Origin of the sequence: Mesorhizobium sp. M0491, assembly GCF_040321265.1 — a bacterium.
Classification (GTDB): Bacteria; Pseudomonadota; Alphaproteobacteria; order Rhizobiales; family Rhizobiaceae; genus Mesorhizobium.
On record NZ_JAMYRE010000005.1, the window covers coordinates 153,077 to 179,046 of the forward strand.

Here is a 25,970-nt window from a genome sequence, read left to right on the forward strand (position 1 = left end):
ACGCACAGGCAGTCACGCCCCCGGCGAGGCGCAAGTTTCGCCGATCACGGGAACGTGATCCCGGAGTTGCTTAAACGGAAAAAGCCCCGCGCGAGCGGGGCTTTGAGGCTGGAGAAAGCGCTGCGCTTCTATTCGGCCGGCGATGGTTTCTTTCGGAACAGCGCGACCAGATTGTCCCACAGCTCGATCTTGGCGCCCTGGCGCTTCATGATGATGCCCTGCTGGAGGATCGACAGCGTGTTGTTCCAGGCCCAGTAGATGACCAGGCCGGCCGGGAAACCCGCCATCATGAAGGTGAAGATGACAGGCATCCAGGTGAAGATCGCCGCCTGCGTCGGGTCCGGCGGCGTCGGGTTCATGCGCATCTGCAGGAACATGGTGACGCCCATGATCAGCGGCCAGACGCCGATCATCAGCATGTGCGGCAGGGTGACCGGGATCAGGCCGAACAGGTTGAACAGCGACGTCGGGTCGGGTGCGGCCAGATCCTGGATCCAGCCGAAGAACGGCGCGTGCCGCATCTCGATGGTGATGTAGAGCACCTTGTAGAGCGAGAAGAAGACCGGGATCTGCAGCGCCACCGGCCAGCAGCCGGCAAGCGGGTTGATCTTCTCGGTCTTGTACAGCTCCATCATCGCCTGCTGCTGCTTCATCTTATCGTCCGCGTATTTCTCGCGGATCTCGAGCATTTTCGGCTGCACCTTCTTCATGTTCGCCATCGACGCGTAGGACTTGTTGGCGAGCGGATAGAAGATGGCCTTGACGATGACGGTGGTGGCGAGGATGGCCAGGCCGAAATTGCCGAAGAATTTGTAGAGCGTGTCGATCAGCCAGAACATCGGCTTGGTGATGAAGTGGAACCAGCCCCAGTCGATCAGGAGATCGAACCGCTTGATATGACGGTCTTCCGCATAGGCGTTGATCTTCCCGACTTCCTTGGCGCCGGCGAAGATTTCGCTCTCCACCGTCGCCGACTGGCCGGCATCGACGGTGATCGGGTCGGTGAGGAAGTCGGACTGGTAGCGATGGCGGCCGTCCTCGAAATAGGCGTAGCGCGGCTGGAACGGCTGCTTCTCCGTCGGCACCAGCGTCACCGCCCAGTATTTGTCGGTGATGCCGAGCCACCCGTCGGTCGACTTGCCCGGCGTGAACTGCTTGTCCTTCTCGATGGACGCGTATTTGTGCTCCTGCAGGCCTTCGGTGCCGGTGAAGCCGATCAGGCCCTCATGCAGCACATAGGTGCTGGCAACGAGCGGCTTGTCGAAGCGGGTGACGCGGCCGTAATTGGACAGCGAGACAGCGGCCGTGCCCGCATTCTGCACCGTATCGGACACCGTGAACATGTAGTTGGTGTCGACGGAAAAGGTGCGCTTGAAGGTCAGGCCCTTGTCGTTCGAATAGGTCAGCGTGACCGGGGTCGTCGGCGTCAGCGTCGCATTGCCGTCGACGGCCCACACAGTCTCGGGACCAGGCACCGCGCCGGTCTTGTCGTTGCCGACGAAGCCGATCTCGGCATAGTAGCCATTGGGCAGTGCCGCCGGGTTGAGCAGGCTGATCTCGGGCGAGTTCTTGTCGACCGTCTCAGTGTAGTGCTTGAGCTTGAGGTCGTCGAGACGGGCGCCGGTCAGGTTGATTGAACCCTCGAGGCTCGGCGTGTCGATCCTGGCGCGGGTGGTCGTGGCGAGTGCCTGTTCGCGGCCGGCCGGCGTGACGGCGTCTGTTCCCGGTGCGTTGGGAATGGCGCCAGGGGCGACGGGCGTTCCGGTGTCGGTACCGGGATTTGTGCCGGCGGCCTTCTTCTGCTCCTCGACGCGCTGCTGTTCGACGCGGGCTGCCTCGCGCTGCGCTTCGCTGCGCGGCAACACGTAAAAATATTGCCATACCGCCAGGATCAGCACCGACAGCGCGATGGTGATGAAGAAGTTCCGGTTGTTTTCCATCGAAAGCCCTTGGCCTATCGTGTTCCGCGCAGTCGGCGGGAGAGTTCGGCCTTCAACTGGCCGAACGGAGTGGTAAGCACGTCTTCGCGCCCGACGATGACATAGTCATTGCCAGGCGCCATGTCACTTGCAGCATGCGTGCGGACGGCTTCTCGCAGCCGCCGCCGGACACGGTTGCGGACAACCGCATTGCCGACCTTCTTGGTGACGGTGTAGCCGACGCGCGGCGACAGGCCGTCGCCGCGGTCGAGAACCTCAACGAGAAAAAGCCGCCCGCGTCGCTTTTCACCACGACGGACGGCCAGGAATTCCGCGCGCTTCAGAAGCCGCTTGGGATTTGGTCCCACTGGCTTGCCGGATGCGGGCAACGATCTCGTCTTCCGTTCAGGCGCTGAGCCGCTTGCGACCGCGGTTGCGGCGAGCTGCGACGACGCCGCGACCACCCTTGGTGGCCATGCGGGCACGGAAGCCGTGCCGACGTTTGCGGACGAGTTTAGACGGTTGGTAGGTACGCTTCATTTGTTTTAATACCGCGGGGTGCGGCCCTTCTTGATTCTGTCACTGTGTAACAGGAGCTTTGCCGGGCCGGCTTTGGCGCGATCGAAACCGCGCCGGGACGAATGGCCCGAGCGTGTGCGGGCTTATAGAAAGAAGGCTTTTGGAAGTCAATCCGGAGTCGTCGGGCGCAATCCGGCTCCGTTCAGGCCGGTTTATGTTTGCGACCAAGGATGAAATTGGCAAGAAAGCCGTAATCGCCTAATCTGCGTTGATCAAGTGATCGTGAAGACATTAGCCGCATGAGCGAAACCATACAGGCACAGGAAGGGATCGGCACGGCGGGGTCCACCGAGGCGCCAGCCACCGTGCGCACGGTTCCGCTGTCGCGCGGCCTGTCGACCAAGCTGCTGCTGCTGACCATCGTCTTCGTGCTGTTGGCCGAAGTGCTGATCTTCCTGCCCTGGATCGCCAGCTACCGGCTGAACTGGCTGAAGGAGCGGCTGAGCACGGCGGCGGCGGTGTCGATCGTGCTGGTGCAAGGCGAATCCACCTCGCTGTCGCGCACGGCCCAGAACGACGTGCTGATGGCGATCGGCGCCAAGGCGATCGCGGTGCGCGACGGCGGCGTCTCGCGGCTGCTGGTGGTGGCCGAAATGCCGCCGAAGGTCGACGAACACATCGATATCGCTTCGATCGGCATGATCAAGGGCATGACCGGCGCGCTCGACACGCTGTTTTTCGGCGGCGACCGGATGCTGCGCGTCTTCGGCCCGGTCGGCGAGTCCGACAAGGAGTTCGAGCTGATCATGCCGGACAACAGCCTGCGCAATGCGATGCTGCGCTATTCGCGCAACGTCGCCTTCGTCTCGCTGCTGATCTCGCTGTTCACCGCCATGCTGGTCTACGCCGCCATCGACCTGATCATGATCGGGCCGATCCGGACCATGACGCGCTCGATGCTGTCCTTCTCCGAAGCGCCCGACGATCCCGGACGGATCATCCATCCGGCTGCCCGCGCCGACGAGATCGGCGTTGCCGAGCGCGAGCTGTCGCAGATGCAGGAGCGGCTGCAAAAAATGCTCTCCGAGCAGAAGCATCTTGCCGACCTCGGCCTCGCGGTCTCCAAGATCAACCATGACATGCGCAACATCCTGGCCTCGGCGCAGCTGATGTCGGACCGCCTGCGCCAGGTCAAGGATCCGACCGTGCAGGCCTTCGCGCCGAAACTGCTGCGCGCACTCGACCGCGCCGTGTCTTATTCCGAAGGCGTGCTTCACTACGGCCGCACGCAGGAGCCGCCGCCCGCGCGGCGCCGGCTCCGGCTGCGGCAGCTGGTCGAGGACGTGCAAGGCTTGCTCGACATCGAGCAAGGCATCGAGTTCGTCAATTCGGTCGAGCCGACCTTCGAGGTCGATGCCGATTCCGACCAGTTGTTCAGGGTGCTGACCAATCTGTGCCGGAATTCCGTGCAGGCGATGGCGGCCGACAGCGAAAACGCCCTGGTGCGCCGCCTGGCGGTGTCGGCCGTGCGCCTGGGCAGCGTCAGCCGCATTGCCGTCAGCGACACCGGCCCCGGCCTGCCGCCGAAGGCGCGGGAAAACCTGTTCGCGGCGTTCCGCGGCTCGGCCCGCAGCGGCGGCACCGGCCTTGGCCTGGCGATCGCGCATGAATTGATCCGCGCCCATGGCGGCACGGTGGAGCTGGTCGAGAGCATCGGCGGACGCACCACATTCGCGGTCACCATTCCCGACCAGCCGGTCCGGCTCGACCAGGCCCGCAACGGCCTGCGCCGCCCGGCATGATGTTTCGGGCGCGTTTTGCTCCGATGCTCGTGCCTCCGGGTCCGGCGCTCCTTTTCTCAGGGATCGGCGCTCTTCCCTTCAAGGATTGAGTTCGGGCTCAACTCCGGAGCCATTTCAAGCGCCGGGATCCGGGCCGTCATCGCCAACAAAGGCACTTGTGACAAAACTTTTGCCGGATCGACTTGCTTTTCGGAAATTCAGTCGCTAGGGAACACGTCTCGTCGCGACCGGTCGTTTACGATCGGATTGCGGGGTCATGGAAAGCATGGCCTGTTGCGCGCCCGTAGCTCAGCTGGATAGAGCACCAGACTACGAATCTGGGGGTCAGGAGTTCGAATCTCTTCGGGCGCGCCATTCCATCCAATTGAAATCTTTGGCATTTTGCCTCAGCCGGCTGCGGCACTGGCTTAATTCCGAAATTCAGCCGATTTGGATGAACGATTCCTTTGAAACATGTCGCAGCCAGCAGACAAGTTGGTCGCCAGGAATTTGGCTCCGCTTCTATGCCTTCCGCTCAACCAGCATGTAGCCGACCCCGCGGACAGTCTGAATGCCGGCTGACGCACTTGGTCCCAGCTTGGCCCGGAGATAGCGAATGTACACCTCCACGATCTTAGTCCCGGGTTCGAAGCTGTATGACCAGACATTGTTGAGGATGCGCTGGCGGCTAACCACTTTTCCCGCATTAAGCATCAGGAAGTGCAGAAGGTCGAATTCACGTCGGGTGAGGCGGATTTCCCGGTCGCCATCCGTTAGACGGCGAGCGCTCGTGTCGAGGTTGAGGCCGCCGATTCGAAGCGACTGCTCCTCCCCTGTTCCCGGACGGCGTCGGCGCAGGGCATCAATCCTGGCCACCAGTTCATCAAAGGCAAACGGTTTGGTCAGGTAATCGTCGGCACCCCCCTTGAGCCCATCCACGCGATCCTGGATTGTCTCTTTGGCCGTCAGCATCAGGATGAGAACCGGCCACTGCTCTGATCGAACGATCCGGCACAGTTCAAGACCATCCAGGTAGGGGAGCAGGCGGTCCAGGATCACCAGATCGAACGGATCCGTGCGAATGGCGGCCAATCCCTCTCGACCGTCCTCCGCGACACTCACGTGAAAGCCTTCTGCCTCCAGCCCTCGGCGGAGGAAATCGGAAACACGCCGGTCGTCTTCAACGATCAGGATTCGAATCATCGGTGTGTTGTACCAGCGGGAGTTTAATTCTGAGGAGGGTTCCCGAAGGCTCAATCCGTTCAAGGCCGATCGTGCCGTCATGCCTGTCTATGATCTTCTTGGCGATCGCAAGGCCAACACCGAGCCCATCGGCAACAGATCTCTCGCCAGCATGTCCGCGATAATAGCGGTCAAACACGAACGGAAGATCACTGGCACCGATGCCTGAACCGCTATCGCGGATGACAATCTCAAGCGCGCCGTCGCGCCCGGTCATCTCAACCGAGATCGTCTGGTGTGGTTTTGAATACTTTATGGCGTTGTCGAAGCCGATCAGCAGCGCCTGCTTGAGGCGCTGGGCGTCCCCTCGAATGAGGCTATGGTCTGCGTTAAGTGAGAGATCAACGGATATTTGCTTGGGGGTAGCGAGTACGGACGCTTCCTGAACGGCCGCCTTCACAACCTCGCCGACATCGATGATTTGCGACGAGAAGCTCATATCTTCCGCTTCAGAGCGGGCGACGGCGAGAAGGTCCTCCAGGTTGCGAGCCATATCCTCGGCGTAGTTGCGGATTCGGTTCAAGGCCTCCCCGTAAGGTCGAACACGCGGTTGGCCGCGAAGGGCAACATCCGCCTCTCCACGGAGAATCGTCAGCGGCGTGCGTAGCTCATGGCTTGCCTCCGCAAAAAATTGGATTCGCCGGCTGTTGAGAGCCCTGAGTTGTTTATTCGCTTCACGAAGCTCGCGCGTGCGCAGCTGAACTTCAGCCTCCAGCCGACCCTGGACCGAAATCAGAGCGGCACGTTCGATCTCAAGTGCCTCGGCCATGCTGTTGAAACTTCGCGACAAGGAAGCGAACTCGTCGCGCCCGGCTGCGGGGATGCGATGGTGAAGCTTACCCGCGGCGATGGCTTTGGCACTTTCATTCAGCTCACGCACAGGTGCGGCGATCGACCGCCGCAGAACGAGGCCGAAGCCCAGGCTGCCCAGCATGAGCAAGGTGGAGGAGCCGCCGGTCATGAGCAGCAGATGCCATTGCGCACCACGAACCCGTTCGAGTTCCGCTCCAACTTCGCTGCGCTCCTCGTGCAAGGCAGCCTCGATCATTCCTTCGAAATCGCTCTCCAGCCGATGCTCTACATCATTTCGGAAGCTTTCCACGATGCCTGCCGGCTCGCCTCTTGATCGCTGGCTGAACAGCCGTTGGGCAGCTCGATCGATAGCTTCAAACAGCGCCTTGATGCGGCCGACGAACTCGAGTTCACCCTCCTCCTGGCTTCTGTCGCTCCAAAAGCCAAGCGCGCCAAGTTCCTCGCGCGTTGCGCCTTCCAACTTATGGAATCCAAAATACAATTCTCTTCGTGCCGCCTCGAAATCCGGCATCTGCTCAGGGCCGAGCAGCAGGACCTCGGCGACTTGCTCGGTGTAGTTGTTGGCCTGGCCATTGAGCTCCGCAAGAGCCTCAAACCGTCCGTGGACGCTGTCTACTCGGCGGACGAATTCTTCCGTTAGGTGCAGTGTGGCGAGTGCCAATCCGGAAATCAGCCCGACGAGGGCGAGGATGAGGATTTGAAACAGGAGGATGCGACCTCGAACAGTCATGCGGGTGATCCCTGCTGGCGATCGACTAGCGTTTCTCACCAAATTCTAACCGGAGCTCTCCCGTCCGTCTAACCAGAAGCCCCTAAATTCGAACGCTGGGACGTGCGGCGACCGTGCGCCTGTCCGATCGCCAGAGCGGCGACAAGCTCGAAGAGGTTCGGTTGGTACAAGTAGAGCTCCAAGCTGAGATCGGTTCCCTTGTCGGGAAAAAGATGACGGCGGTCTGGCCGGAGTGGCGCGCCGCGCTGATCGGAATCGGTGCATGTCTCGTCGTTGTCAGTATCGAATTCGGCCTCCCCGCTCTCCCATCGGACGCTCGGCGAGCGCTCGAGATCCTGCTTGTCGCGATCATAGGCTGGACCTTGACGCCGTTCGACGACACCTTCGTTGCTATCGTCGCCGGACTGGCAATGGCGCTGCTCGTCAACCGTGATCCCGGGGCGCTGTTTCACGCGCTTGGGGATGAGTTGATCTGGCTGTTGCTCGCCTCTTTCATCCTTGCGGCCGCCGTCAAGGCAAGTGGGATCGCGGATCGCATCCTCGGCCTCGTGACAGGGCGCATGCGGTCGGTTCGCGCGGTCGCGTATGCTTTGGCGGCGGTCATGGTCGCCACAGCCTTCATTATTCCGTCAACGTCGGGTCGGGCAGCCTTAATGATCCCGGCTTATCAAGCGGTTGCGGGGCGCTGTGGAAATGCTCGGTTGCGAAGGGCATTCGCGCTGTTGTTTCCCACTGCTATTCTCCTCTCGGCCTTTGCGTCGCCCGTGGGGGCCGGTGCCCATCTCCTGGCGATCGAAATGGTCGACCGCCTCTCAGGGGTGAAGGTGAGCTACCTGGAATGGATCGCCCTCGGTCTGCCGTTTGCGGCCGTGAGCACCTTTGTTTCAGTTGAGTGTCTTCTCCGGCTTTTCCTGTCACCCGCAGAACGGCGGGCAGCGCTTTTGCTGCCGACGACGGTAAGCAATGATGGGGTGGGGTTGGCACGGCAGCCGATACTCTGGATCGCCGCGGGCGTTGTCATCGCGTGGCTGACCGAATCTTTGCACGGGCTCAATGCCACCGTCATCGCACTCAGCGGCGCTCTCGCCGCATCGCTTCCGGGGCTCGGCGCGGTGAGGTTTGACGATGCCATTAGGAGTACCGAGTGAAAGTTGCTCCTGTTCCTTGCGGCGACCATCTGCCTGGCAGACGGCCTGGTGGCGTCGGGTCTTCATCAATGGTTGATCGAGACGACGGTGAACCCACTGCGGGTCGTCGGCTTGGGGCCGCTGGCCCTCCTCTCGTTGCTCGCTTTGCTGGGCCTTTTCAGCCATCTCCTTATTCACAGTCGCACGGCGCGCGTATCGGTGCTGCTGCCTCCGGTTCTGATGATTGCGTCGACAGCGCGGCTCGACCCCCTCCTTGCGATGCTTGTGCTCGTCTCAGCGACCGGCTTTTGCCAAACGCTCATGATCTGCGCGAAGCCGGTCGCACTTTTCGGGGGACTCGACGACGAAGGCTACGGCCCGAGGGACTTGGCCCTCCTGAGCGCCGTCCTGCTGCCGGTGCAATTCCTTTTGATCGTCGTGTTCGCGGTGGGCGCGTGGCCAATGATCCAAGGTCTGCTCATCACGCTCGGTCTGCAAGTTTCCGGAGGGTCATAGCATGTCGAAAAAGAAAGAGCCGAAGAAGAGAAAACGGCTTCGAGTGCTGGTCGCACCGTCTGGTTTTAAGGAGAGCCTCGGCGTTCGTGATGTTATCGATGCATTGGCGCGCGGCGTCCGCAATGCGGTTCCGACAGCAAAAGTGTTTAGCCTTCCGATGGTGGATGGAGGCGAGGATTTTACGCGTACGCTTGTTGAGCTGTCCCATGGTGAGTTGCATTCCGTCACCGTCACGGGGCCAGTCGGGCAACCTGTGGAGGCGACCGTCGGTTTTCTCGGCCGAGGAAAGAAGCGGACGGCTGTTCTGGAGATTGCGGCGGCTGCCGGGCTGCGGCTCGTTCCCACGGACATGCGCGACCCGACCCGTACTACAAGTTATGGGGTGGGGGAGTTGATTCATGTGGCACTCGATCTTGGCGCCGAAAGGATTCTGATCGGCTGCGGTGACTCGGGCGTCAACGATGCGGGAATGGGGATGGCCCAAGCTCTAGGCGTGCGCTTGCTCGACGGGGACGGCCACTCTATTTCGGGGAGCGGCTCGGCGCTTTCGTCACTCGCTCGCGTCGATCTTTCCGATCGTGACCGCCGCCTTTCGAATGTTCGTATCGACGTCGCCGTGAACCCCTACAATATGCTGCTCGGCGAGAGAGGCGTCGCTCGGGTATTTGGTCCGCAAAAGGGTGCAACCCCTGACCAGGTGGCGTTGCTCGATCAGGGCATGGAAAATCTCGCTCATATCGTCCGCCGCGACCTCGGCATCGACGTAGCGCCGCTTGTCGGCGGAGGAGCTTCCGGTGGACTTGGCGCCGGGCTTCACGCCTTTGTTGGAGCGCGGCTGCAGCCACGCTTTGATCTTATCCGGCGGTATATTGATCTTGATCGCCGACTGGCAGATGCCGACATGGTCATGACGGCCGAGGGCGGTCTGGACGGACAGACTGGCTTTGGCAAGGTGCCGGCGGAGATTGCACGGCGCGCGAAACGTTACAATCTGCCTGTGATTGCCTTGGCCGACACGGTCGGACTGGGCGCCGAGGCGACCCACGAAATTGGCATTGATGCGTTCTTTAGCATTCTTCGCCGGCCATGTTCCCTCGAAGATGCGATCCGTGACGCCGACATGCTGCTGGCGAACGCCGCCGAACAGGCGATGCGGCTGATGTGGGCCGCGCGCGCTTTTAAGTTCAGATAATGGGTCTTGTCTCGCCCAAGGCCGCGAGGCGTGCGGCTTCGGCCCGAAGTTTCCTGGGCCATGTGAAGGCTCACATCAACAGCGGTTTACGTCGTCGCATTGCTTTCGCGACTTGCCCGGACCTACGCAAGTATACGGCTCAGGGCGAGCCCGCATCGACGAACTCCCGTATCAGCTCTGCAGCCCTGGGCCCCTGCGTCTCCAGAAGGAGATGGCCTGCGTCGAAGATGTGAGCCTCCATCCGAGGAAGGTCGATGAGCCAGGACTGAACCTCCGCAATGTCGAAAAAGACATCGTGGCGACCCCAAAGAAGCATGGCTCGAGGTTGATGCTTCGCCAGATAGTCAGCCACCTCCCCAAACCGGTCGACATATCGGCCGTAGTCGGCCAGCAGCGCCTTCTGCAGATCAAGCCGTCCCGGTAGACACATGACCCGCCAGTCCTCAATCCAACGCTCTGCATCGATCCGCGCCGCGATCTCGGGTGGCAGCCGGCGACGTACTGGTCGCGGGTTCCCTCAAGGGTCAAATGGGCGGTGGCGGCCTCCTCGTTGCCGGCATTCGGCGCAGCCCAGAAGTCCAATGTGGCTGCCCACTGCGGACCAAAGCCGGAGCGGTGGGCATTGGCATTCTGAATGATGAGGCCTTCGACAAGTTCCGGAGCGCGCATGGCGAGCTGAAAAGCCACCGGAGCGCCGAAATCATGCAAATAGAGTAACCTGCGGCCCACGTTGAGACTCGCAAGCAGCTCTTCAATCGCGTTGGCCAGCATGTCGAACGATGGCTCGGGTGGGAGATCGGATGCGCCGAAGCCCGGAAGGTCAGGCGCAACGACATAGACGGTGCCGGAGAGCCTGGCGGTCACGTCGCTGAACATCCGAGAGGAATTGGGGAAGCCGTGCAACAGGACTAGCGCGGGCTTGGAAACATCGCCGGCCGTCCGGACGGCCACCTCGCCGCCAGAGGACAAGGATATTTTCTGGATCTCCGGCACGTCCTTTCCTCCACGCCCACGCGATCGCCAAGCTGCACGCTTCGTTCGGTTCGACTTTCGGATTTTCAGAGAACTCAAAGCGGCGTGGAATGTTGCAAAGCCAAATCCTCGCGGGCTGTTGCCCAAAGCGCGTGGTAAGACCGGGAGCGGAAACCAGCGGAGCCTGATTTGACCATCTCCTCTACCAACACCAAGCGCGCACTTATCACCGGGGCCGGTGCGGCCGACGGGATCGGCTTTGCCATTGCCCGGCAGCTCGGCCGTGCCGGCCATGCGGTCTTCCTCACGGGAGCCAGTACGCGCGTGCTCGATCGCGCCGCCGAGCTTTGCCGCGAAGGCATCGATGCCAAAGCCGTGGTCGCCGATCTCACCATCGCTGCCGATGTCGCGCGGCTGCGGGCCGATGTCGGGGCGGTCGGTATCCTGGTCAACAATGCCGGCATGGGCTCGCTGGCATCGCCCTCGGTCGACAAGGCGTTTCTCGCCATGACCGAGGCCGACTGGGACCAGGGGATCGACGTCAGCCTGAAGACCGCATTCCTCGTCACGAAGGCCTTTCTGCCGGCGATGGTCGAAGCGGGCTACGGGCGCATCGTCAATGTGGCGTCCGTCACCGGACCGCTGGTATCCTTCGAAGGCACATCAGCCTATTCCGCCGCCAAGGCCGGCATGGTCGGCCTGACGCGCACGCTGGCGCTGGAAGTGGCGAAAAGCGGCGTAACAGTCAATGCCGTGGCGCCCGGCTGGATCGAAACGGGTTCGTCGAGCGAGATGGAGCGGCAAGCCGCCCTGCACACGCCGCCGGCGCGGGCCGGGCGGCCGGATGAGGTGGCCGCAGCGGTGGTGTTCCTGGCCTCGGAAGGTGCCAGCTATGTCAATGGCGCCCTGCTGGTGGTCGACGGCGGCAACCGCCTTCAGGAGCGCAAGGGCTAAGCTCAAAGGCGCTTGTCGTCAGGGTCGGTCGGCGGGCAGGCCTCGCCCAAGTTCCTCACCCCTCAAGACGCCTTGGCCAGAAAGTTCCGATAATCCGACTTGGCCTGCAGCAGGCGCAGCACATTGTCGCGCGACCCGCGCACATGGGCGCGCGCCAGCGTGCCGGCTTTGGCGGCGTCGCCAGCGCAGATGGCATCGACGATTTCGGCATGCTCGTCGCGGGCGATCTTCCATTCGTCCAGCCACAAAAGTTCGGTCCAGACATAGTGCTGGCACTTGTCGAGGATGCCGCACAGCATGCCGTGCAGCATCACATTGCCGCTGATTTCGGCGATGACGCGGTGCAGGTCAATGCCGACCTCAAGCTCCTGGAATTTTTCCCTGTTGGTGCGCTCCGGAATGGCGGCCAGCCGCTCGCATTCGGCCAGCATGGCGCGCAGCCGTGCCTTGTCCTGGTCCGTCGCCGCCGCTGCCGCCAGTTCCGTCGCGTGGCCGTCGAGCAGCTCGCGGATCTCGAAGGCCTCGCGGAACATGTTGATGTCGAACTCGGTGACGACATAGCCCTGGCGCGGCCGGCCGGTGACCAGCCCGTCGCGCTCGAGACGGTTGAAGGCCTCGCGCACCGGGGTGCGGCTGACAGTCAGCTTCGCCGCGATGTCGTTTTCGGTGACGCGCGAGCCCGGCGGAATCTGGCCGGTCACGATCATCGCCTTGAGCGCGGAGTAGACCGAGTCACGCAACGTATTTTTGGTTTTCTTGGCCAAGCTTCCCTTCCCACTTCTCCGGCCTTTCAGCCGGAACACGCATAGCTGTAGCCGCAGTCGGCATAATTTGCCACGCCCCCGGCGACGCCGTTCCTCGCCACCTTGTCCGGCTCGAAACCCGTGAATTCGATCGAGCCGGCGGTGTTGACAACATCGATCGCTAGGCTACACTCAAAATTGTATACAAAATAGCATGCCAAATCAAAAACAATGGGAACACCGGTTGGAGAGCCGAAAAAATGAACAGGACCAGAAGCGTTAGTATCGTTGCGATGGCGGGCCTCATGGCTTCGCTCGCGGCCCCCGCCATGGCGGGCGACACCATCACCGTCGCCTCATGGGGCGGCACCTACCAGGAGGCGCAGACCAAGGCGTTTTTCAAGCCTACCGCCGACGCGCTCGGCATCACCATCAAGGAAGACACCACCAACGGCCTCGACGACGTCCGGCTGCAGGTGACCGGCAATGCGGTGAAGTGGGACATCACCGAACTTGGCGCCGACGAATGTGCGCGCGGCTCGAAGGAAGGGCTGTTCGAGAAGCTCGACTACGGCATCATCGACAAGAGCGGCATTAACCCGAAGCTGGTCCACGACGACTGGGTCGGCATTTCCTACACATCCGTCGTGCTGATCTACCGGACCGACGTGTTCGGCGACAAAGGCCCGAAGACCTGGGCCGACTTCTGGAACGCGGAAAAGTTTCCGGGACGGCGCGCGCTGAGCGGCAGCCAGGCGACCGAAACGCTGAGCGTCGCGGCACTGGCCGAAGGCATTCCGATCGACAAGGTCTATCCGGTCAATATCGACGGCGCGTTGAAATCCGTCGACAAGATCCGTGGCCATATCGACGCCTGGTGGACCTCCGGCGCGCAGGCCATGCAGCTGGTGAAGGACGGTGAAGTCGACATGGCGAGCATCTGGAACGGCCGTGCCGGCACCTTGAAGAAGGAAGGCGCGCCGGTCAGCTTCTCCTTCGACCAGGGCGTGCTGACCGCCGACTGCATGGTCATCCCCAAGGGCTCCAAGAACAAGGAAGCCGCGATGAAGGCGCTGGCGATGTTCGTCAGCCCGCAATTGCAGGCCAATCTGCCGCTCTATGTCGACAATGGCCCGGTCAATGAGAAGGCTTTCGAGACCGGCAAGATCCCGCAGGACAGGATCAAGGATATCAATTCGGCGCCCGAAAACGTCAAGAAGCAGGTGTTGCAGGATGCAGAATTCTGGCGCGACAATTTGGTCGAGGCGACGGAAAAGTTCAACAATCTGATCCAGCAATAGGCTGCGGCCGCAATCCAAACCACGGCAGGGCGACGCCTCGCCCTGCTTTCGCCGCCTCAGCCCCTGGGAGAGAAAAATCTTGTCCATTGCGCCATCCGCGTTGCCGATCGGCATGCGCGGGATCGAGAAACGATTTGGCAGCGTGCCTGTGCTGCGCGACCTCAACCTCGACGTTGAGGCTGGTGAATTCCTGACGCTGCTGGGGCCTTCCGGTTCCGGCAAGACGACGCTGCTGATGATCCTGGCCGGTTTCGTGCGGGCCAATGCCGGCTCGATCAGGGTCGGCGGCGACGAGATCATCACCACGCCGCCGCACAAGCGCAACATCGGCATGGTGTTTCAGAACTACGCGCTGTTTCCGCATATGAACGTCTTTCACAACATCGCCTTTCCGCTGAAGCAGCGCGGCGTCGCCGCCGCCGAGACGGCCGAGCGTGTCGAGAAGGCGCTCGATCTGGTGAAATTGCAGGGGCTGGGCGAGCGCCGGGTCGACCAGCTCTCCGGCGGCCAGCGCCAGCGCGTGGCGCTGGCGCGCGCCATCGTCTTCGAGCCGCGCATCGTTTTGATGGACGAGCCCCTGTCGGCGCTCGACAAGGGCTTGCGCGAGCACATGCAGATCGAGCTGCGCAGCCTGCACCGGCGGCTTGGCATGACCACGGTCTATGTCACGCACGACCAGCGTGAAGCCATCACCATGTCGGACCGCATCGCGGTGATGAACGCCGGGCGCATCGAACAGCTCGACAAGCCCGAAAGCCTCTACGCCAGGCCGCAAACGCAATTTGTAGCCGGCTTCATCGGCGAATCGAATTTCATTCCGGTCGAGTGCCGCAACGGCTCCGTCTGGTACGAGGAGCGAAGAATCCATACGGCGGCGGCGACGCCGGCGGCAGGCCAGTACCTGATGGTGGTGCGGCCGGAAAAGCTGCGGCTGCTCACCGATGCCGAACCGGCAAGCGGCGTCAACGTGCTCAACGCGACGCTCAGCGACATCATCTACCAGGGCGACAGCTTCGTCTGCTATGCCGTGCTGCGCGACGGCCGGCAGCTGACTTTGCGCGACTATTGCCGCAGCGATGTGCTGGCGAAAATGCCCGCACCCGGCCATCCAGTCTCATTCGGTCTCGATGCGCAGGACACGATCCTGGTGGCGGCAGACTGATGAGCGCGCAGACCGCCCTCATGCAGGAGAAAGCCGGCCGCGCGGGCCCGGATTTGAACACGCAGGCGCTGCGCACGGACGCGCGGCGCGAGTCGTTGCGGCTGCTGGCGCTGCTGTCGCCAAGCCTGTTGCTGGTCTTCGCCATCATCATCGTGCCCATCGGCTGGCTGTTCTGGCTGTCGCTGTTCGACGAAGCCGGCGCCTTCAGTCCCGCCAATTATGCGCGCTTCTTCGAACAGGCCTCCTACATCAAGACCTTCATCACCACCTTCAAGGTCGCCTTCATCGTCACCGGCGCCTGTGTCCTGCTCGGCTATCCCCTGGCTTATATGCTGTCGCAGCTGCCGCGCCGGGCGGCGTCGATCTGCCTGATCTTCGTCATCCTGCCGTTCTGGACATCGGTTCTGGTGCGCACCTATGCCTGGCTGGTGATCCTGCAGCGCAAGGGCCTGATCAACAGCTGGCTGATCGACCTCGGCGTGATCAGCCAGCCGCTGTCGCTCGCCAACAATTTTTCGGGCGTCGTCATCGGCATGACGCATATCCTGCTGCCGTTCCTGGTGCTGCCGCTTTACGCCTCGATGAAGACCATCGACACCGACTGCCTGCGCGCCGGCATGAACCTCGGCGCCGGCCCGGCCGCCACCTTCCGGCAGATCTTCTTTCCGCTGTCGCTGCCCGGCCTCGCCTCGGGCGTGGTCATCGTCTTCGTGCTGTGCCTGGGCTTCTTCGTCACGCCTGCGCTGATGGGCGGCGGCAAGGTCATCATGTGGGCGATGCGCATGGAACAGACCACCAGCCTCTATTCCAACTGGGGCGCGGGTGCCGCACTCGGCGTGGTGCTGCTGGTGGTCACGCTGGCGCTTCTCGGCCTGTTCCAATGGCTGCTCGGCGCGCGCGCCACAGGTGTCTGGAGTTCGCGATGAGCGAGGATGTCGGCCTGCCGATCTCGCACCGGCAACGTCTGTGGCTCTACTGCCTCGGCGGCCTCGTGCTGCTGTTCCTGATCGCGCCGTCGATCATCATCGTCATCATGTCGTTTTCGGATTCGACGCTGCTGCAATTCCCGCCGCAGCAATGGTCGCTGCGCTGGTACCAGACCTATTTTGGCTCACTGGAATGGCGCGACGCCACGATCGTCTCGGTCAAGGTGGCTGTTATGACCGTGCTGGTGGCGACGCCGCTCGGCACTGCTGCCGCATATGCCATCAACCGGGGCACGCTGCGCTTCAACGGCACCATCAACGCGCTGCTGACCGCATCGCTGATCGTCCCGGTGATTCTGATCGGCATCGGCACCTTCTTCCTCTATGCCCGCATCGGGCTCAACAACACGCTGACCGGGCTGGTCATCGCGCACACGGTGCAGGCCTTGCCGCTGGTGGTGCTGACGGTGCTGTCGGGCTTGCGCTCCTACGACATGAACCAGGAGCGCGTGGCGCGCAGCCTCGGCGCCGGACGTGTCGCCGCGTTCTGGCAGGTGACCATGCCGCAGATCCGCTTCTCGATCGTCTCGGGCGCGCTGTTTGCCTTCATCACCTCCTTCGACGAAGTGGTGGTTTCGCTGTTCATATCGGGCGGCGAGACCACGACATTGACGCGCCGCATGTTCAATGCGCTGCGCGACCAAATCGACCCGACGATCGCCGCCATCTCGACCTGCCTGATCGTGCTCTCGGTCGTGCTGTTGTCGGTTGCGCAGATCTTCGGCCGGCGGCATTGATTTCACCAGACCAATTCGCAGAAGTGACCAACTTGCAGACGTGACCAGGGGATATCCAGACAGAATGCGTGATTTCCAGTTTCCCGGCCGCTCGCCGGTTCGTGCCACCGAGGCGGTTGCCGCGACCTCGCATCCGCTTGCAACCCTTGCGGCCATCGACATGCTGCGCTCCGGCGGCAATGCCATGGATGCCGCCGTCTGCGCCGCCGCCGTGCAGGGCGTCGTCGAGCCGCAATCGACGGGCATCGGCGGCGACTGCTTCGTGCTCTATTCTCCCGGTGGACAAGGCAATGTACTGGCCTTCAACGGCTCGGGGCGGGCGCCGGCCAAGGCGACGGTCGACTGGTATCTGGACAAGGGTTTTAGCGAGCTTCCGAAACAGGGTGCGCATGCGGTCACCGTGCCGGGCGCCGTCGATGCCTGGAGCCGCCTGCTCGAGGACCATGGCCGCAAGGGCCTTGCCGAGGCGCTGGCGCCGGCCATCCATTATGCCGAAAACGGCTATGTCGTGCACGACCGCGTCGCCTTCGACTGGGCCGAGCCGGAAACCGACCTGTCAGCCGACGAGCATGCCGCGCGCATCTTCCTGCCCGGCGGCAAGGCGCCGAAGGCGGGTGACGTCCACCGGCAGCCGGAACTGGCGGCGACCTTGCGCATCATCGCCAAACACGGCCGGTCCGGTTTCTACGAAGGCGCGGTCGCCAACGATATGGTGGGCCGGCTCAACGAATTGGGCGGACTTCATTCGGCGGAGGATTTCGCCGCGACCAGAGGCGATTATGTGGCGCCGGTCAGCACCTCCTATGGCGGCCATGAGATCCACCAGATGCCACCAAACAATCAGGGGCTGACGGCGCTTTTGATGCTCAATTTGCTCTCGGGCTTCGAGCTTGGCGGGCTCGACCCGAATGGCGCCGAGCGCCTGCATCTGGAGATCGAGGCCGGGCGCCTGGCCTATCGCGACCGCGACCGCTATGTCGGCGACCAGGACCATGTCCCAGTGCCCGTGAAGCAGCTCCTGTCCGGCGCCTATGCCGACCGGCTGCGCGCCGAGATCGACCGCGACCGCGCCATGACGCATCTGCCGCGCGTGGAGCTGCCCGGCAGCGACACGGTCTACATCTCCATCGTCGACCGCGACCGCAACGCGGTCTCCTTCATCAACTCGACCTATTACTCGTTCGGCAGCGGCGTCGTCGGCCCCAAGACCGGTGTCGTGCTGCAGAACCGTGGTTCCAGCTTCCGCCTTGAGCCTGCGCACCCGAACGCGATCGCGCCCGGCAAGCGGCCGATGCACACGATCATGCCCGGCATGGCGACGAAGAACGGCCGCGTGGTGATGCCGTTCGGCGTCATGGGCGGCGGCTACCAGCCGTTCGGCCATGTCCATCTGCTGACCAACATGATCGACTTCGGCATGGACCCGCAGCAGGCGCTGGATGCGCCGAGGGTGTTCTACAATGACGACACCGCGGAGGCCGAGCGTGGCATTCCCACTGATGCGATCGAGGGCCTGCGCCGGCGTGGCCACCGCATAGCCGAGCCGCATCATCCGCTGGGCGGCGGGCAGGTAGTGCTGATCGACTGGGAGAAGGGGACGCTGACCGGCGCTTCCGATCCGCGCAAGGATGGTTTGGCGCTTGGCTACTGACGCAATCCGTTGTCCAATGGCGTATCCATATCGAGGCAAGCCCGTCAGCGGGGCTGCCGCCAATAGTCGTTCGAAATCCAGCCGGTGATCATGACCCAAACTGAAACCCACGCAGATCTCTCCCGCCGTCTCGCAGCGGGGGCGGACGATGCACCCGCCATCCTGGCACCCGACAGGGCGACGCTCAGCCATGGCGGATTGCGCAGCCTGATCGCCGACACGGCAAAACAGCTGCATGCGCGCGGCATCGGCCGGGGCGACAGGGTGGCGATCGTGCTGCCGAACGGGCCCGAGATGGCCACCGCCTTTATCGCCGTGGCGGCCGCCGCTTCGACGGCGCCGCTCAATCCCGCCTACCGGGCCGACGAGCTCGATTTCTACCTCACCGACATCGGCGCCAAGGCGATCCTCGTTGCGGAGGGCGAGACCGGACCGGCGGTGACGGTGGCCGAACGCCTCGGCATCGGCGTGCTGCGGCTTGTCGTGCAGCCCGGCACACCCGCCGGCAGCTTCACGATCGAGGGCGCAGCGATCGGACCGCAGGCCGCGCCCGACATGGCGCAGGACGGTGACATCGCGCTGTTGCTGCACACTTCGGGCACGACGTCGCGGCCAAAACTGGTGCCGCTCAGCCATGCCAACATCGCAGCCTCGGCTGCCCATATCGGCGGCACGCTTGGCCTGACGGCCGATGACCGCTGCCTCAACATCATGCCGCTGTTCCACATTCACGGCCTGATCGCGGCGGTGCTGTCGTCGCTGGCATCGGGCGGCAGCATCTACTGCACGCCCGGCTTCAACGCGCTGCGCTTCTTCCAGTGGCTGAGCGACGCGCGGCCGACCTGGTACACGGCGGTGCCGACCATGCATCAGGCGATCCTGCCCCGCGCGGCACGCAACACCGAGGCGCTGGCGGCGGCGCGTCTGCGCTTCATCCGCTCGTCCTCGGCGTCGCTGCCGGCACAGGTGATGGCTGAACTGGAGGCGACCTTCGGCTGCCCGGTGATCGAATCCTACGGGATGACCGAGGCCGCCCACCAGATGGCCTCGAACCGGCTGCCGCCGGGCCAGCGCAAGCCCGGCAGCGTCGGTGCCTCCGCCGGTCCGGACGTGGCTGTCATGGCGCCCGACGGGCGGCTGCTCGAACCCGGCGAGACCGGCGAGATCGTCATTCGCGGACCCAATGTCACGGCGGGCTACGAAAAGAACCCGGATGCCAACGCCACGGCTTTCGCGCATGGCTGGTTCCACACCGGCGACCAGGGCGTGCTCGACGAGGACGGCTATTTGCGCGTCACCGGTCGGCTCAAGGAGATCATCAACCGCGGTGGCGAAAAGATCTCGCCGCTCGAGGTCGACGACGTGCTGATGGACCATCCGGCGGTGGCGCAGGTCGTCACCTTCGCCATGCCGCATGACAAGCTTGGCGAGGAGGTGGCCGCGGCGGTTGTGCTGCGCGAAGGCATCAGCGCCACCGAGGGTGACATCCGCACCTATGCCGCGACGCGGCTTGCCGATTTCAAGGTGCCGCGCAAGATCCTGATCCTGGACGAGATCCCCAAGGGTGCGACCGGCAAATTGCAGCGCATCGGCCTTGCTGCCAAACTCGGGCTTTGACGATGAAGATCACCATCTTCGGCGCCGGTGCGATTGGCGGCTATCTCGCGGCCAAGCTCGCCATCACTGGGCGGACCGATCTTTCGATCGTCGCGCGCGGCGCCCATCTGGAAGCGATCAAGACGGATGGCCTTCGCCTGATCGAGGATGGCCAGGAGATTTCGGTCCCCGTCCGGGCCGCCGCCAAGGCCGAGGAGCTTGGCGCCCAGGATTACGTCGTGCTGGCGCTGAAGGCCCATTCGCTCTCCCCAGCCCTTGACCAGATCGCGCCACTGCTCGGGGACCACACATCAGTCGTCACCATGCAGAACGGCGTGCCCTGGTGGTATTTCCACGGCGTCGGCGGGCCGCTGGAAGGCACCAGGCTGAACGCGGTCGACCCCGGCGGCGCGATCTGGCAGCGGATCGGACCGGACCGCGTCATCGGCTCGGTCGTCTATCCCGCCGTCGAGGTCGATGCGCCGGGCCTCATCCGCCATGTCGAGGGCAAACGTTTCTCGCTCGGCGAACCCTCCGGCGAGCGCCGCGAACGGGTCACGCTTCTGGCCGAGGAGATGGTCAAGGCCGGCTTGCAAGCGCCGGTACGCGAGGACATCCGCAGCGAAATCTGGGTAAAACTGTGGGGCAATCTCTCCTTCAACCCGATCTCGGCGCTGACCGGCAGCACGCTGGCCGCGATTGTCGCCGACGATGGCACCCGCGCGCTCGCCCGCACCATGATGCTGGAGGCGCAGGCGATCGGCGAAAGCCTCGGCGTGCGTTTTCCCATAGCGGTCGACCGGCGCATCAAGGGCGCCGGCGATGTCGGCGAACACAAGACCTCGATGCTGCAGGACCTGGAGCGCGGCCGGCCGATGGAGATCGACGCGCTGGTGAGCGCGGTGCAGGAACTTGGCCGGCTAACGGACAAGCCGACCCCGACCATCGATGCCGTGCTGGCGCTGGTGCGCCGGCTGGCGGTGGAACGCGGGTGTTATGGGTGAGGTGAAAGGACAGGGCAAATCAGAGCCGTGGCGCGCGACGATCCAGGCCCTGAAGTACCTCGGCCTCATGTCCCAGCTTGACCAGGGTTAGCAGCATGCTGAACGCTATTCACCACGTCGCGCTCATCTGCACCGACTACGACCGGTCGCGACGGTTCTACGTCGAACTCCTCGGCCTCGATCTGATCCGGGAGGTTTATCGGGAGGAGCGGCAGTCATGGAAGGCGGATCTGCGGATCGGTCGGCCCAACTGGAATTGTTCTCCTTCCCTGCACCGGCGATGCGGCCATCCCACCCAGAGGCTACAGGCCTGAGACATCTGGCATTTGCTGTGGCTAATCTTGAGCCCGCAATTATCCGCCTGGAAGCCGCAGGCGTTGCCGTTGAGCCAATCCGGATCGACCCATACACAGACCAACGGTTTACTTTTTTCAGAGATCCGGATGGATTGCCGCTGGAACTTTACGAAGCCTCATAAGGAACGGTTCGCTTTCGCGGCGGGCGCTGTGTACTGACGGTCTCGGTATCGGCGGACCGCGAATCTGTGCTAAGCGCCGCCCAACCAACCAAAGGACGACACCAATGAGCGAACTGACCGTGGCCGAGGCGACCGAGAGCATCTATGCCTCGCTCCGGGCGGACAATGCCGACATCGACGCACATATCGCGACGCTTAAGGCGGCGCTGACGCGGGAGGGGATAAAACAGGCGGTGTTCGATCCTACCAAACTGGCGCAGAACAACCGCTCGGGCCGCAAGTTGATGCAGGCTTATTTTCGGCAGCGCGGCGTGAGCGTGAAGTTCTCAGACTAGAGCCGCGCGCGCTCCAACCGCACCACTGGGAGTTCTCGGCCGGTCCGTCGCCATCCGGACGTCGGGACTGTAAGTTCTAGTCCATGGGAGTTGTTTCAAGGCCGATCCTGGATCGCGGAGGGGATGTGACATGGTGGATTCTGACCGGATCGACAAGCTGATCGCAGCGGTGCCCCCCGCCTTGGCGCTTCGCGCCGGATTGGACCTTGGCATCTTCACCCGGCTCGGTGAAAGCGCGCTGACTGCTGACAGCCTCGGGGCCACGCTCAAAGTCGAACCCGATCGTCTGTCGCGGCTCCTCTACGCGCTCGCCAGCATCGGCCTCCTTGAAGTCAAGGATGGTGAATTTCGCAACGGAGCCGAAGCGTCGGCCTTCCTCGATGCGTCCAAGCCAAGCTATCGCGGCGGCGATCATGCGCTCCTGCGCGAGCTCTGGGGAGCCGACTTGCTGACCGCGGACTCGCTGCGACAGAACCGGCCGGCCGCGCTGCACGACTTTTCCGAAGCGGGACCTGAGGCCGCGGCCGCCTTCAGCCGCATGCTCGCGCCGGGCGGGGTGATTTTCGGCCGACATCTGGCCCAGGAGATGGACCTCTCGGCGGTCGGTTCGGTGATCGACATCGGCGGGGGTGCCGGGACCATACTGGTCGGGCTTCGCGAGCGGTGGCCGCACATTGCGGCGACGCTGATGGAACTGCCGACGGTCTCAGCGGTCGCGCCAGCCATCCTGTCGGAATACGGTGCCGACGACGTGGTTGTCGAAGAGGGGGACATAACCGTCGCGCCATCGGTCGGTCGGCACGATCTGGCGATCCTGAAGGCCGTCGTCCAGGTGCTTCCGCCGGACCAGGCGCGCAGTTCGATCCTGAACGCGGCGCGTTGCCTTACACATGGCGGCGAGATCGCAATTGCCGGGTGGGGTGTCGTCGATGACGACCGCCTCGGCCCGCCAGAGGGTGTCTTTCTCAATCTCACCTTCCTGAACCTCTATCGCCACGGCGAATCGTACACTGAGGGTCAGTATCGCGCGTGGATGACCGAGGCCGGATTCCGGGATATCTCCAGGTCGCGCCTGACGGACGGCTGCACGTTGTTTCGTGGACGCCTCACGGGCTGACTCAATAACAGCGATCTGCCGCGGCAAGTGCTTCGACGCGGTGAGCTTCGTCCAGTGCGCCAATCCGCCGGACCGATGCATAGAACCTGACATAGTCGCCCGAGCACAAGTCGAACAGGCGCAGAAACGCGGTCACCCGATCGCTATAAACGGACGTCGCGGCGAGCTTCGCGTTGTTGATCGGGGAGGCGAACCAGGCATCGTATCCCCGGTATCGGCCCCAGCGTCTGTCGCGCATGTGCCGGTAGCGCATCCGCAGCCGTTCAATAGCGGCCGTCTTTGCGGCCAGTTTTTGCTCCGAGGTGCCGGCGTTGGAATAGACTTGCGCCAACTCGTCCCGGGTCCGCGACACCAGCGCAAGAAATTCAGCCTTGCGTCTCCGGGCGGCTTCGTAACGGCGCAATGCGGCGGTATCGCCAGTCATGCGCAACCATTTTCTCACGCCGGTTGTTTCGACGGCGACAGCGAACGCCTCGTTGAATGCGGAATCGTCGTGCACGTAGACGCGCTGGTGGGCGAGTTCATGGAAAATCAGCCCTGCAAGATAGGTTTTATCCTCGCCGAACATCGTGCTTAGCAGCGGGTCACTTGACCAGCCGAGCGTGGAATATGCAGTGATGCCCGTCACATAGACGTCCATGCCCTGTTCTTGAAGTTCGACAGCGGTTTCAGTCGCGGACTTCCTGGAGAAATACCCCCGGTAGGGAACACAGCCGAAAACAGGAAAACACCATGTTCGCGGCGTCAGCGAAAATGCCGGCGCGGCGAAGACAGCCCATGTCACCGAGTCCCGACCAATGTCGACATAGCTGCGGTAGCTGTTGTTGTCGGGCAGCGCCAGTTCATCCGTTGCGAACTGTCGTATAGCGCTCGCCGATGCCATTCGGGCGCGCAACGCCTTCGGCGTCGAAGGATCCTCGATCAGTTTTCCGACATCCTGGCGTGCGGTCATGATCTGCAGATGACCCTTCATGGATTGCGCGTAGTAGGAAATGCTGGTGCAGCCGGTCACGCCGGACACCACGGTCATAACCGCAACCAATCGAAAGAATGCACGCATCACGATTTGTCCACAGCAGTGCTCACCCGTTCCGATGGGGTCGCGATTGCCCCAGGTCGCAAGCAGTCGCCTCGATTGATCGAGGTCTATAGTTTTCTGAAGAATCCGGACAGGTGCTCATTGTGGTGACGCATGTCACCACGCGCAAACCGCGTCCCACCAACCTGCAGCTGATCAGTCCTTTCCCGCCCGCCCGAAAATCCGCGCGTAAAATTCGCCGACGATGCCGCGCCGGAAGATCAGCACGCACACCATGAAGATCAGGCCGGTGGCGATGGTCACCGGAAAGCCGGAAGTGGCAAGCGTGTTTTCCAGGCCGATGACAAGGCTGGCGCCGATGATCGGCCCGACCATCGTACCGATGCCGCCGAGAAGCGTCATCAGGATCACCTCGCCCGACATCTGCCAGGTGACGTCGGTGAGCGTGGCGAACTGGAAGACGATCGCCTTGAGCGAGCCGGCCAGCCCGGCCAGCGCCGCCGACATGACGAAGGCGCCGAGCTTGTAGTTGGCGACGGAATAGCCCAGCGAAATGGCGCGATTCTCGTTTTCCCGGATCGAGCGCAGGATCATGCCGAATGGCGAATTGACGATGCGCCAGATGGCGAAGACGCCGATCAGGAACACCGCCAGCACGAAATAATACATGTTCAGCGAGACGTTCAGGTCGAGGACGCCTAGCAGCATGCCGCGCGGTATGCCCTGAATGCCGTCCTCGCCTTGCGTGAACGGCGCTTGCACGCAGAAGAAGAAGAACATCTGCGACAGTGCCAGCGTGATCATGGCGAAATAGATGCCTTGCCGGCGAATGGCGAAGAAGCCCATGACGAGGCCGAGCAAGGCCGCACCCACCATGCCGAGCAGAATGCCGGCTTCCGGCGGCCAGCCCCAGACCTTGACGGCATGCGCGGTGAAGTAGGCGGCGCCGCCAAAGAAGGTTGCGTGGCCGAATGACAGCAGCCCGGTGTAACCAAGCAGAAGATTGAACCCGCAGGCAAACAGCGCGAAGCACAGCATCTTCATCAGGAAGATCGGATAGACCAGGAAAGGCGCCACCAGCAGCGCCAGGATGCCGAGCCCGACCAGCGTCCATTCAAGCCGTGCCGAGGTTTTGGCCGATGTCTCGCGAAGCGTCAGTTCCGACATGTCAGGCGTCCCTTCCGAACAGGCCGGCCGGCCGGACCAGAAGCACAATCGCCATGATGACGAAGACCACGAGGTTGGAGGCCTCGGGGTAGAAGACCTTGGTCAGGCCTTCGGCAAGGCCAAGCATGTAGCCGGTGACGATGGCGCCAAGGATCGATCCCATGCCGCCGACCACGACGACGGCGAAGACGACGATGATGAGATCCGACCCCATAAGCGGGCTCACCTGATAGATCGGCGCTGCCAGAATCCCGGCAAGCCCGGCCAGCGCGGAGCCGAGGCCGTAGGTCAGGGTCAGCAGCAAGGGCACGTTGACGCCGAAAGCCTGGACGAGGCGGGGATTCTCCGTCGCGGCGCGCAGGTAGGAACCGAGCCTGGTCTTCTCGATCAGCGCCCAGGTTCCGAAGCAGACGATCAGCGAGGCGACGACGACCCAGCCGCGATAGTTGGGCAGGAACATGAAGCCGAGATTGGTGCCTCCCGAAAGCAGCGGCGGCACGGCGTAGGGGTTTCCCGAGACGCCGTAATAGTAGCGGAAGATGCCTTCGAGCACGAGCGCGAGGCCGAAGGTGAAGAGCAGGCCGTAGAGCGGATCGAGATCGTACAGTCTCGACAGCGCAAGGCGCTCGACCACGATGCCGAAGGCACCGACGATCAGCGGCGCAAGGATCAAGGCGGGCCAGTAGCCGATGCCGAGATAGGTGAGAAGCAGATAACCGACGAAGGCGCCGAGCATATATTGGGCGCCATGGGCGAAATTGATGACCCGCAGCAGGCCGAATATGACAGCCAGGCCCAGGCTCAGCATGGCGTAGAACGAGCCGTTGATCAGGCCGACCAGCAACTGGCCGAGGAAAGCCTGAACGGGGATGCCGAAGATCATCGTCAT

At 63.0% G+C, this 25,970-nt stretch carries 22 protein-coding genes, 1 tRNA gene and 2 pseudogenes; 15 read left to right on the forward strand and 10 right to left on the reverse strand.

Annotation, left to right across the window (positions count from 1 at the left end):
• Nucleotides 1-128: 128 nt before the first annotated feature.
• From yidC to rpmH, 3 genes are read right to left on the reverse strand one after another with little or no spacing between them, the layout of a single operon-like run.
• Nucleotides 129-1,940, reverse strand: a complete 1,812-nt coding sequence (gene yidC, locus NKI69_RS08065) for a membrane protein insertase YidC (protein WP_352440595.1) — start codon at nucleotides 1,938-1,940, stop codon at nucleotides 129-131.
• Nucleotides 1,941-1,954: 14 nt separating this feature from the next.
• Nucleotides 1,955-2,308, reverse strand: coding sequence for a ribonuclease P protein component (rnpA, locus tag NKI69_RS08070; RefSeq protein WP_013528505.1), 354 nt, complete (start codon nucleotides 2,306-2,308; stop codon nucleotides 1,955-1,957).
• Nucleotides 2,309-2,324: 16 nt separating this feature from the next.
• Complete coding sequence (gene rpmH / locus NKI69_RS08075) at nucleotides 2,325-2,459, reverse strand: 50S ribosomal protein L34 (protein WP_008833937.1); 135 nt, start codon at nucleotides 2,457-2,459, stop codon at nucleotides 2,325-2,327.
• Between the two features lie 278 nt (nucleotides 2,460-2,737).
• Here rpmH and NKI69_RS08080 point away from each other — a divergent pair, with 278 nt between their 5' ends.
• Nucleotides 2,738-4,240 carry an ATP-binding protein gene (locus NKI69_RS08080; RefSeq protein ID WP_352440594.1) on the forward strand — a complete coding sequence of 501 codons (1,503 nt, stop codon included), beginning with the start codon at nucleotides 2,738-2,740 and terminating at the stop codon, nucleotides 4,238-4,240.
• 277 nt (nucleotides 4,241-4,517) lie between these two features.
• A tRNA-Arg gene (locus tag NKI69_RS08085) sits at nucleotides 4,518-4,594 on the forward strand.
• Between the two features lie 147 nt (nucleotides 4,595-4,741).
• Here NKI69_RS08085 and NKI69_RS08090 read toward each other — a convergent pair.
• On the reverse strand, nucleotides 4,742-5,422 hold the full coding sequence (locus NKI69_RS08090) for a response regulator transcription factor (RefSeq protein WP_352720885.1): 681 nt from the start codon (nucleotides 5,420-5,422) through the stop codon (nucleotides 4,742-4,744).
• Nucleotides 5,400-7,004, reverse strand: a complete 1,605-nt coding sequence (locus NKI69_RS08095) for a sensor histidine kinase (RefSeq protein WP_352720887.1) — start codon at nucleotides 7,002-7,004, stop codon at nucleotides 5,400-5,402. The genes NKI69_RS08090 and NKI69_RS08095 overlap by 23 nt, the downstream gene beginning before the upstream one ends.
• 212 nt (nucleotides 7,005-7,216) lie before the next feature.
• Here NKI69_RS08095 and NKI69_RS08100 point away from each other — a divergent pair.
• Nucleotides 7,217-8,647, forward strand: a pseudogene (locus NKI69_RS08100) (SLC13 family permease).
• A 1-nt stretch (nucleotide 8,648) separates the two neighbouring features.
• Nucleotides 8,649-9,839, forward strand: a complete 1,191-nt coding sequence (locus NKI69_RS08105) for a glycerate kinase family protein (protein WP_352720889.1) — start codon at nucleotides 8,649-8,651, stop codon at nucleotides 9,837-9,839.
• A gap of 171 nt (nucleotides 9,840-10,010) precedes the next feature.
• On the opposite strand, the gene NKI69_RS08110 is transcribed toward NKI69_RS08105, so the two are convergent.
• Nucleotides 10,011-10,832 carry an alpha/beta fold hydrolase gene (locus tag NKI69_RS08110; RefSeq protein ID WP_352720891.1) on the reverse strand — a complete coding sequence of 274 codons (822 nt, stop codon included), beginning with the start codon at nucleotides 10,830-10,832 and terminating at the stop codon, nucleotides 10,011-10,013.
• 168 nt (nucleotides 10,833-11,000) lie between these two features.
• Between NKI69_RS08110 and NKI69_RS08115 the strand changes: the two genes are divergently transcribed.
• The gene (locus NKI69_RS08115; protein WP_352440617.1) at nucleotides 11,001-11,765 is read left to right on the forward strand and encodes an SDR family NAD(P)-dependent oxidoreductase; all 765 of its coding nucleotides are present in this window, start codon (nucleotides 11,001-11,003) and stop codon (nucleotides 11,763-11,765) included.
• A 62-nt stretch (nucleotides 11,766-11,827) separates the two neighbouring features.
• Here the strand turns inward: NKI69_RS08115 and NKI69_RS08120 are convergent, their stop codons facing one another.
• Nucleotides 11,828-12,529: a GntR family transcriptional regulator gene (locus NKI69_RS08120; RefSeq protein ID WP_352720893.1), complete on the reverse strand. Its 702-nt coding sequence runs from the start codon at nucleotides 12,527-12,529 to the stop codon at nucleotides 11,828-11,830.
• Between the two features lie 239 nt (nucleotides 12,530-12,768).
• Here NKI69_RS08120 and NKI69_RS08125 point away from each other — a divergent pair, with 239 nt between their 5' ends.
• The 10 genes and pseudogenes from NKI69_RS08125 to NKI69_RS08170 all read left to right on the forward strand — a co-directional run bounded on the left by NKI69_RS08125 (nucleotide 12,769) and on the right by NKI69_RS08170 (nucleotide 22,875).
• A complete protein-coding gene (locus NKI69_RS08125) occupies nucleotides 12,769-13,809 on the forward strand; it encodes an ABC transporter substrate-binding protein (RefSeq protein ID WP_352720895.1) in 1,041 nt (346 codons plus the stop codon).
• A gap of 79 nt (nucleotides 13,810-13,888) precedes the next feature.
• Nucleotides 13,889-14,971: an ABC transporter ATP-binding protein gene (locus tag NKI69_RS08130; protein WP_352720897.1), complete on the forward strand. Its 1,083-nt coding sequence runs from the start codon at nucleotides 13,889-13,891 to the stop codon at nucleotides 14,969-14,971.
• Nucleotides 14,971-15,897, forward strand: a complete 927-nt coding sequence (locus tag NKI69_RS08135) for an ABC transporter permease (RefSeq protein ID WP_352720899.1) — start codon at nucleotides 14,971-14,973, stop codon at nucleotides 15,895-15,897. The genes NKI69_RS08130 and NKI69_RS08135 overlap by 1 nt, the downstream gene beginning before the upstream one ends.
• Nucleotides 15,894-16,694, forward strand: a complete 801-nt coding sequence (locus NKI69_RS08140) for an ABC transporter permease (RefSeq protein WP_023810805.1) — start codon at nucleotides 15,894-15,896, stop codon at nucleotides 16,692-16,694. The genes NKI69_RS08135 and NKI69_RS08140 overlap by 4 nt, the downstream gene beginning before the upstream one ends.
• 64 nt (nucleotides 16,695-16,758) lie before the next feature.
• Nucleotides 16,759-18,345: a gamma-glutamyltransferase gene (gene ggt / locus NKI69_RS08145; RefSeq protein ID WP_352720901.1), complete on the forward strand. Its 1,587-nt coding sequence runs from the start codon at nucleotides 16,759-16,761 to the stop codon at nucleotides 18,343-18,345.
• Nucleotides 18,346-18,435: 90 nt separating this feature from the next.
• Nucleotides 18,436-19,962, forward strand: coding sequence for an acyl--CoA ligase (locus NKI69_RS08150; RefSeq protein ID WP_352720903.1), 1,527 nt, complete (start codon nucleotides 18,436-18,438; stop codon nucleotides 19,960-19,962).
• Nucleotides 19,963-19,964: 2 nt separating this feature from the next.
• Entirely contained in the window at nucleotides 19,965-20,945 is a 981-nt protein-coding gene (locus NKI69_RS08155; protein WP_352720905.1) for a 2-dehydropantoate 2-reductase, read from the forward strand.
• 95 nt (nucleotides 20,946-21,040) lie between these two features.
• Nucleotides 21,041-21,423, forward strand: a pseudogene (gloA2, locus tag NKI69_RS08160) (SMU1112c/YaeR family gloxylase I-like metalloprotein).
• Nucleotides 21,424-21,527: 104 nt separating this feature from the next.
• Nucleotides 21,528-21,758 carry a hypothetical protein gene (locus NKI69_RS08165; protein WP_023810809.1) on the forward strand — a complete coding sequence of 77 codons (231 nt, stop codon included), beginning with the start codon at nucleotides 21,528-21,530 and terminating at the stop codon, nucleotides 21,756-21,758.
• A 130-nt stretch (nucleotides 21,759-21,888) separates the two neighbouring features.
• Nucleotides 21,889-22,875, forward strand: coding sequence for a methyltransferase (locus NKI69_RS08170; RefSeq protein ID WP_352720907.1), 987 nt, complete (start codon nucleotides 21,889-21,891; stop codon nucleotides 22,873-22,875).
• Between the two features lies 1 nt (nucleotide 22,876).
• Here the strand turns inward: NKI69_RS08170 and NKI69_RS08175 are convergent, their stop codons facing one another.
• The 3 genes from NKI69_RS08175 to NKI69_RS08185 all read right to left on the reverse strand — a co-directional run bounded on the left by NKI69_RS08175 (nucleotide 22,877) and on the right by NKI69_RS08185 (nucleotide 25,970).
• Nucleotides 22,877-23,935, reverse strand: coding sequence for an aminopeptidase (locus NKI69_RS08175; protein WP_128304151.1), 1,059 nt, complete (start codon nucleotides 23,933-23,935; stop codon nucleotides 22,877-22,879).
• A gap of 174 nt (nucleotides 23,936-24,109) precedes the next feature.
• Nucleotides 24,110-25,081, reverse strand: a complete 972-nt coding sequence (locus NKI69_RS08180; RefSeq protein ID WP_352720909.1) for a branched-chain amino acid ABC transporter permease — start codon at nucleotides 25,079-25,081, stop codon at nucleotides 24,110-24,112.
• A gap of 1 nt (nucleotide 25,082) precedes the next feature.
• Nucleotides 25,083-25,970, reverse strand: coding sequence for a branched-chain amino acid ABC transporter permease (locus NKI69_RS08185; RefSeq protein ID WP_023810813.1), 888 nt, complete (start codon nucleotides 25,968-25,970; stop codon nucleotides 25,083-25,085).

Excerpts from the sequence above, each read along its gene's own strand:
- NKI69_RS08090 (WP_352720885.1), bottom strand. The coding sequence starts at position 5,422 with ATGATTCGAATCCTGATCGTTGAAGACGACCGGCGTGTTTCCGATTTC.
- rpmH (WP_008833937.1), bottom strand. The coding sequence starts at position 2,459 with ATGAAGCGTACCTACCAACCGTCTAAACTCGTCCGCAAACGTCGGCAC.
- NKI69_RS08105 (WP_352720889.1), top strand. The coding sequence starts at position 8,649 with ATGTCGAAAAAGAAAGAGCCGAAGAAGAGAAAACGGCTTCGAGTGCTG.
- NKI69_RS08150 (WP_352720903.1), top strand. The coding sequence starts at position 18,436 with ATGACCCAAACTGAAACCCACGCAGATCTCTCCCGCCGTCTCGCAGCG.
- NKI69_RS08175 (WP_128304151.1), bottom strand. The coding sequence starts at position 23,935 with ATGCGTGCATTCTTTCGATTGGTTGCGGTTATGACCGTGGTGTCCGGC.
- NKI69_RS08180 (WP_352720909.1), bottom strand. The coding sequence starts at position 25,081 with ATGTCGGAACTGACGCTTCGCGAGACATCGGCCAAAACCTCGGCACGG.
- yidC (WP_352440595.1), bottom strand. The coding sequence starts at position 1,940 with ATGGAAAACAACCGGAACTTCTTCATCACCATCGCGCTGTCGGTGCTG.
- NKI69_RS08185 (WP_023810813.1), bottom strand. The coding sequence starts at position 25,970 with ATGACGATGATCTTCGGCATCCCCGTTCAGGCTTTCCTCGGCCAGTTG.
- NKI69_RS08170 (WP_352720907.1), top strand. The coding sequence starts at position 21,889 with ATGGTGGATTCTGACCGGATCGACAAGCTGATCGCAGCGGTGCCCCCC.
- NKI69_RS08125 (WP_352720895.1), top strand. The coding sequence starts at position 12,769 with ATGAACAGGACCAGAAGCGTTAGTATCGTTGCGATGGCGGGCCTCATG.
- NKI69_RS08095 (WP_352720887.1), bottom strand. The coding sequence starts at position 7,004 with ATGACTGTTCGAGGTCGCATCCTCCTGTTTCAAATCCTCATCCTCGCC.
- NKI69_RS08080 (WP_352440594.1), top strand. The coding sequence starts at position 2,738 with ATGAGCGAAACCATACAGGCACAGGAAGGGATCGGCACGGCGGGGTCC.
- NKI69_RS08135 (WP_352720899.1), top strand. The coding sequence starts at position 14,971 with ATGAGCGCGCAGACCGCCCTCATGCAGGAGAAAGCCGGCCGCGCGGGC.
- NKI69_RS08140 (WP_023810805.1), top strand. The coding sequence starts at position 15,894 with ATGAGCGAGGATGTCGGCCTGCCGATCTCGCACCGGCAACGTCTGTGG.
- NKI69_RS08155 (WP_352720905.1), top strand. The coding sequence starts at position 19,965 with ATGAAGATCACCATCTTCGGCGCCGGTGCGATTGGCGGCTATCTCGCG.
- ggt (WP_352720901.1), top strand. The coding sequence starts at position 16,759 with ATGCGTGATTTCCAGTTTCCCGGCCGCTCGCCGGTTCGTGCCACCGAG.
- NKI69_RS08165 (WP_023810809.1), top strand. The coding sequence starts at position 21,528 with ATGAGCGAACTGACCGTGGCCGAGGCGACCGAGAGCATCTATGCCTCG.